Below are 6,000 nucleotides of genomic sequence, written 5' to 3' on the forward strand. Positions count from 1 at the left end.
ATTAACGGCGCTCACTTAATGGTTTCCATGATTTCAATTAACGCCTTACCATACTCCTTAGTACCAAGTGGTGTAATACCCATGTATCTAGCGATATCCTGCGTAACCTTCCTTTGCCTTATAGCCTCAGTAATAGCCTTATCAAGTAAATTAGCTGCCTCGGTCCAATTCATGAACCTTAGGAGAAGTTCAATAGCCCTAATTTCACTGGTTGGGTTAGCTACATTCTTACCCGCGTACTTGGGGGCTGTACCATGCATTGCCTCAACCATAACCGCTGTATCACCCACGTTAGCTGCACCAATCATACCTACATTACCCATTAGTGAGGCTGCCAATTCACTTATGTAGTCACCGTTAACATTTGGGGCTAAGACTACATCATAAGATTCAGGCCTAGTAACCAGTTGAGCAAACATGTTATCAGCCATCCTATCATTAACAAGTATCTTCCCAGCCGGTACCTTACCATTGTAGAGCTTATTAACCTCATCCTCAGTTACCACATAGTCCCTAAACTCCTTTAAGGCAACTTCATAAGCCCACTCCCTGAATGCACCCTCAGTGTACTTCATTACATTACCCTTATGCATTATTGTCACTGATCTCCTCCTATTATTTAACGCAAACCTGTAAGCAAACCTGGCAACTCTCTGTGTCCTCCAACGGCTTATTGGCTTAATACCAATGCCGCAATCCTCATCAACCTCAACCTTAAGTTCCTCCCTAAGGAATTTCCTTAACTTAGCCGCCTCAGGGCTATCCCAAGTCCACTCAAGCCCCTTATATAAGTCATCAGTGTTTTCCCTCACAATAACCCAATCAATCCTCTCAGGATTCTTCAGTGGTGATTCAATACCTTGAACATACTTAATAGGCCTAACATTAGCGTAAGTATCCAGTAGGAGTCTAATAGCCACGTTTATTGACCTCCAACCACCACCGACTGGTGTTTCCAATGGGCCCTTCAGCACTACCCTATACTTCTGAAGGGCATCAATGGTTTCCTGAGGTAATCTATTACCAGTAAGCTTCTCAGCCTTCTCACCGGCGTAAACCTCCATCCACTTTATTTGCCTTGATGAGCCATAGGCTAATTCAACCGCCTTATCGGCAACCTCCATGGCAACACTAACTATCTCAGGCCCTATTCCATCACCAAGTATGTAGAGTACTATGGGCTTATTTGGAACCTTCTCAAACACGGCGTTCCTAATTACTATGGGTTCCCCATCCTCAGGTGGATTGTATTGAATAGGCATTAAACCTAGCTCTAAGTCTAATGTTTTAAGCCTTACTCTAAATTAGGGCATATTTAAAAACATTAAATGAAATAACGCCTACTCTATGGATTAATCACAAGGAGAACTGGGCTGTGATCCGAACCCTCAACGTTATTAAGGATATCGGCATCAACCACCCTATTGGTTAATTCACTTGAAGCAAGGCAATAATCAATCCTCATTGCCTTACTCTTATCCCTGTAGCTCCTCCACGAGTACTTAACTTCATTAGGGTGAATTAACCTAAAGGTGTCAGTGAAGCCTTTACCAATGAATTCGCTTAACCATTGCCTCTCCAGCGGCGTTAAGCCTGGGTGATTCTCATTCCAAAAGCTTGAATCCTGCCTGGCGTAAACAGCATTAAAGTCACCGCAAATAACCACTGGCTTCCTCAACCTTAAATCTAGTGCGAATTTCTCAATACTCCTATTGAAGGCTAACTTAAATGAGAGCCTACTAAGGTTATCACCAGCCCTCGGGAAGTAGACGTTTATTACGTAGAAGTCAGGTAACTCAATTGAAATTACCCTACCCTCATCATCAAAGTCCTTTACCCCAATCCCCCTAATCACGTTAATTGGCTTAACCCTACTTAACGTCAATACACCACTGTACCCTTTCCTCACCGCTGGGAACCCGTAAACATTGAAATCCATTGATAGTAGATCCAGGGGTAAGTCACTTGACCTAATTTCCTGAAGCAGAACAATATCAAAGTCATTAACCACTCTTAATGCCCCCTTTCTTAATGCGCTCCTAATACCGTTAACATTCCATGACATTAACCTCATGCTAATTCACCCTAAAACACTTAACTGAAGCTCTTTTTTCTAACCTCCAGTTTAATTAATAAATAATTTTACGGTAAATAAAGTATGCGCAGTAATTGAAGGGTGAATCCTTTGAACATTCCATTTTATGGTAAAGTGAATGCTAATCCTTAAGTGGAAAAGGTATTTATCCCCAGGCTGAATCTCATGAGTAATGTATTATAGGTTCCCAATCACGAGGCCAAGAAGATTAAGGAGTAGTAGGATAATTAGGAACATGGTTTCCGAAACCTCACTCTTACCCAGTAACTTGGTTTTACCGGTTTTCGTTAAGGATGAGGGCTCTATAGAACAGATAAACTCAATGCCTGGCCAGTACAGGTACCCTATTGGTGATGAATTAATTAAAGCTATTGAGAATGCCGTGGAATCAGGGGTAAGGGCATTCCTGCTTTTTGGTGTTACTAAGAATAAGGACCCCTTAGGCTCCTTAGCTTATAACAAGAATGGGCCTGTACCTAAGGCGTTGAGAATGCTTAGGGAGAATTTCGGGAACTCAATAATACTTATGACTGATGTATGCCTATGTGACTATACTGATCATGGGCACTGTGGCGTTGTTGAATATAGGGACCCGGTTCAAACTCTTCAAGCAGCTAACCAGCCTAAGTATGTTATTAATAATGATGCAACCATAAGCATTTACGCTAAGGTTGCGGTTAATTACGCTGAAGCTGGGGCTGATGTAGTAGCCCCCTCAGGTATGATGGATGGGCAGGTTAAGGCCATAAGGGAGGCCCTTGATAATAATGGGTTCACTGATACAATAATAATGAGTTACAGCTCCAAGTATTCAAGCACATTCTATGGTCCATTCAGGGAGGCTGCAGATAGTGCACCTAAGTTTGGTGATAGGCGTAGTTACCAGATGGATCCTAGGAATGCCTATGAGGCTATTAAGGAGGTTTCAATGGATCTTGAGGAGGGAGCCGACATAGTTATGGTTAAGCCTGCAATGCCTTACCTAGATGTTATCAGGTTGGTTAAACAAAACTTCCCTGAAGTGCCCTTAGCTGCGTATCAAGTAAGTGGCGAGTACTCTATGATTAAGGCTGCAGCCTTAAATGGTTGGCTTAATGAGAAGATGGCTGTGTTGGAATCATTAATATCTATTAAGAGGGCTGGAGCAAACATAATAATAACCTACTACGCTAAGGAGGCTTCAGGATGGATTAATGAAATTGAGGATATATTCTAATAATGGGATTACTTAAATCACATTACTTTACTTAAGTTAATTAGTTTATGCTTAACTAAGGGTAATGGCATCAACAATCCTCCTGCTCTTAACATCAACTACCTTAAGCTCATTCCCTGAGAGGAGCATTACCTTAGGTTTACTTAAACTGTAGGGGCCTGAGGATGACGTGAATAATGATATTACCTTACCATTATGGAACTTCCAGTATCCTTCAGTTATGTAACTGTGCCCCCTCACTATGAGATCTATGTTATTTCTCTTAATGAAATCCATTGTTACATCAGGGCCAAATAAGTAGGCTCCGATCCCCCTGGGGCTATCTACGAATCCCTTAACCTCATCACTTGGGTCATTCCAAAGGATTTGAAATGCCACTGGGTTACTTGGTTCATCATCATGTTTACTTAACTTAAGTATGTCATCAATGGTCTCTAAGCCTTTAGCTAAGCCACCATGCAGTAGTAGAATCCTGTTGTTAAGTAATGCCGCGTAGGGTAATGCTGGGAACAACTCATGCATTACAGTGTATAGTAGCCCTTGGCCAAGTAATGGTAATGCCTCATCCATAAAACCATAGGCTTCATTCATAATATATGACTCATGATTACCCCTCAACGGTATCATGCTTCCCTGTAGGAATAACTTGAGGACACCCTCAAGGGTTTCAACCTGATACTCGCCCCTATCTACATAATCCCCTAAACCAATGTAAAGCCATTCATTGGGTGGGTAATCATTAATAATCCTCTCTAATGAATCTAAGTCACCATGCAGGTCACCTAATATAATCACCTTATTTGAATTAACCTTAACTAAGGTTTCTAGCTCACCTAACTTATCTAATGCCTTATCCACTAATTCTTTAAAATGACTCCTGTTAATCATTGATTACTTAGCCTTAATTCAAAATACTTTAATAAGATTACGCGCTTGGTTTCTGCGGAAGCCCCTCACTCTTAGCCTCCTCAATTAATTTACTTAATTCACCCATGGTCAGTTTCCTGAAGTACTTAGTCTTGATATCAATAACACCAATCTCAAACCTATCAGCTTCAAGGCTCTCAGCCACTAGGCTCAGTGACTTTATAGTTAATTTAATGCAAGAGTTAATATCCATCTCGTACTTATAATTCTTCTCAAGGTACTCAAGAATAAGAGTTGAGCCACTTCCTAATGCTGTTGCATAGTAGCCGAAGTATATTCCACTTGGGTCAGTTTGGTAAAGCCTGGGGCCATTCTTATCAACACCCCCTATTATTAACGCTATACCGAAGGGCCTAACACCACCATGTTGAGTATAGGCCTGCTCAAGGTCACTAATTCTCTTAGTTATGTACTCAACATCAGCCTGCTCATCATAAAGTAACCTATATATTTGAGCTTGCTCCCTTGCATAATCTATTAGAATTCTGGCATCTGATAGTAAACCAGCTGAGGCTGCACCAATATGAGTATCAATCATGTATACCTTCTCCACCGAATTAAGGTCTATTAATGGGCCAAGCTTCCTTTTTTCAGCGGCAAGCACAACACCATCGGAGCACTTTAAGCCAACTGTAGCCCAACCCCTCTTAACTGCCTCGCCAGCGTACCTAACCTGATATAATTCACCTTCTGGGCTAAATATTGTTATAGCCCGATCATATCCAGCCATCTGTGGACTGAACATATTAAAGACCTAACTGCCCTGTGTTTTTAACCTTTAACTAATAGTTCACTTTAGCCTTAATCTAAGCTATTGCTTAAGTAGCCGTAAGAACACCATCAGCTAAGAGCTTTACGCTTTTAAAGTAGAAAGTAAGTTTATTTTCTAACCGCCAAATACCTAGTTAGTACAAGTAATGCCACAGCTATTAGGATTAGTGAGATTGCTGATAGAATTAGCGATACGTTAATTAATTCCATTTGGCTATAGCCCACTACATTAGCCCTATTAACGGTAACAGTTGATGTAATAGTTGTTAATAAGGTACTATATGATGTTAAGTAGACAGTACTGCTTACCGTACTAACTACTGTGCTGGCTGTTGTTATGGTCTTAGTTATGGTTGATGTTTCAGTTACAGTAATTGTCTTATTAATTAAAACAGGAGTTATTAATGTAGTATTTGATGCTGCGGCAGTGTATGTCCTAGTAGTTAACGGAGGTTCAACAGTTATATTTATAGCCCTTTCATCAACGAGGATCCAGGTTCCATTAAGCAGATAATAGAGGCTTATGTTTAATTTATTAACACCAACATGCGTTAAGGATACTGTAAAAACGAACTTAAGTATACCTGGCGCAGTATCTATTGGTAAACTCCCAAGTATTAATGACCCATTACTTAACACCACCATTATTGTTGACATACATGAGTTTGGGCTTGTTATGAGGCATGGAGGGGCGTACTCAACTAGGACCGTGATGTTAGTGGGCTGCTCCACCTCCACTGGACTAGTGTAATTAACCCCAATTATCTTAACGTAGCTTTCATAATTCCCTTGAGCCACTGCATAAATTGACATAGCCAATATTACAACCACCGCAATCACTATTATTCCCTTATCCATAGCCTAGGCTTCTGTTAAGCCAATTATTATTCCTTTCGAAGTAATAAGTTAATAAGGTTTAGGTAAGAGGGCTTAAGTATGAAGTACATTAGATTCGGGAATAGTGGACTTAAGGTTTCGCAATTATGTTTAG

The 6,000-nt window shown here is 40.7% G+C and carries 6 protein-coding genes; 1 reads left to right on the forward strand and 5 read right to left on the reverse strand.

The genetic code is table 11. From position 1 onward, the window contains the following. Positions 1–11: 11 nt before the first annotated feature. Together BP896_RS08005 and BP896_RS08010 are read right to left on the reverse strand one after the other, a co-directional pair. Positions 12–1,262, reverse strand: coding sequence for an NADP-dependent isocitrate dehydrogenase (locus BP896_RS08005; RefSeq protein ID WP_291767371.1), 1,251 nt, complete (start codon positions 1,260–1,262; stop codon positions 12–14). Between the two features lie 83 nt (positions 1,263–1,345). Beyond that, complete coding sequence (locus tag BP896_RS08010) at positions 1,346–2,074, reverse strand: exodeoxyribonuclease III (protein WP_291767373.1); 729 nt, start codon at positions 2,072–2,074, stop codon at positions 1,346–1,348. A gap of 193 nt (positions 2,075–2,267) precedes the next feature. On the opposite strand from BP896_RS08010, the gene hemB reads away from it, so the two are divergent. Continuing rightward, positions 2,268–3,311 (forward strand): porphobilinogen synthase, encoded by a 1,044-nt coding sequence (hemB, locus tag BP896_RS08015; RefSeq protein ID WP_291767375.1) that lies wholly within the window; start codon positions 2,268–2,270, stop codon positions 3,309–3,311. A 51-nt stretch (positions 3,312–3,362) separates the two neighbouring features. Here hemB and BP896_RS08020 read toward each other — a convergent pair whose 3' ends face one another. The 3 genes from BP896_RS08020 to BP896_RS08030 form a co-directional block, all read right to left on the reverse strand. Further along, a complete protein-coding gene (locus BP896_RS08020; protein WP_291767376.1) occupies positions 3,363–4,199 on the reverse strand; it encodes a metallophosphoesterase in 837 nt (278 codons plus the stop codon). Between the two features lie 37 nt (positions 4,200–4,236). Then, a complete protein-coding gene (psmA, locus tag BP896_RS08025) occupies positions 4,237–4,983 on the reverse strand; it encodes an archaeal proteasome endopeptidase complex subunit alpha (protein ID WP_291767378.1) in 747 nt (248 codons plus the stop codon). A 134-nt stretch (positions 4,984–5,117) separates the two neighbouring features. Continuing rightward, positions 5,118–5,867: a hypothetical protein gene (locus tag BP896_RS08030; RefSeq protein WP_291767380.1), complete on the reverse strand. Its 750-nt coding sequence runs from the start codon at positions 5,865–5,867 to the stop codon at positions 5,118–5,120. Between the last annotated feature and the right edge of the window lie 133 nt (positions 5,868–6,000).

Source organism: Caldivirga sp. UBA161 (genome assembly GCF_002506515.1).
In the GTDB taxonomy this organism is placed as follows: Archaea; Thermoproteota; Thermoprotei; order Thermoproteales; family Thermocladiaceae; genus Caldivirga.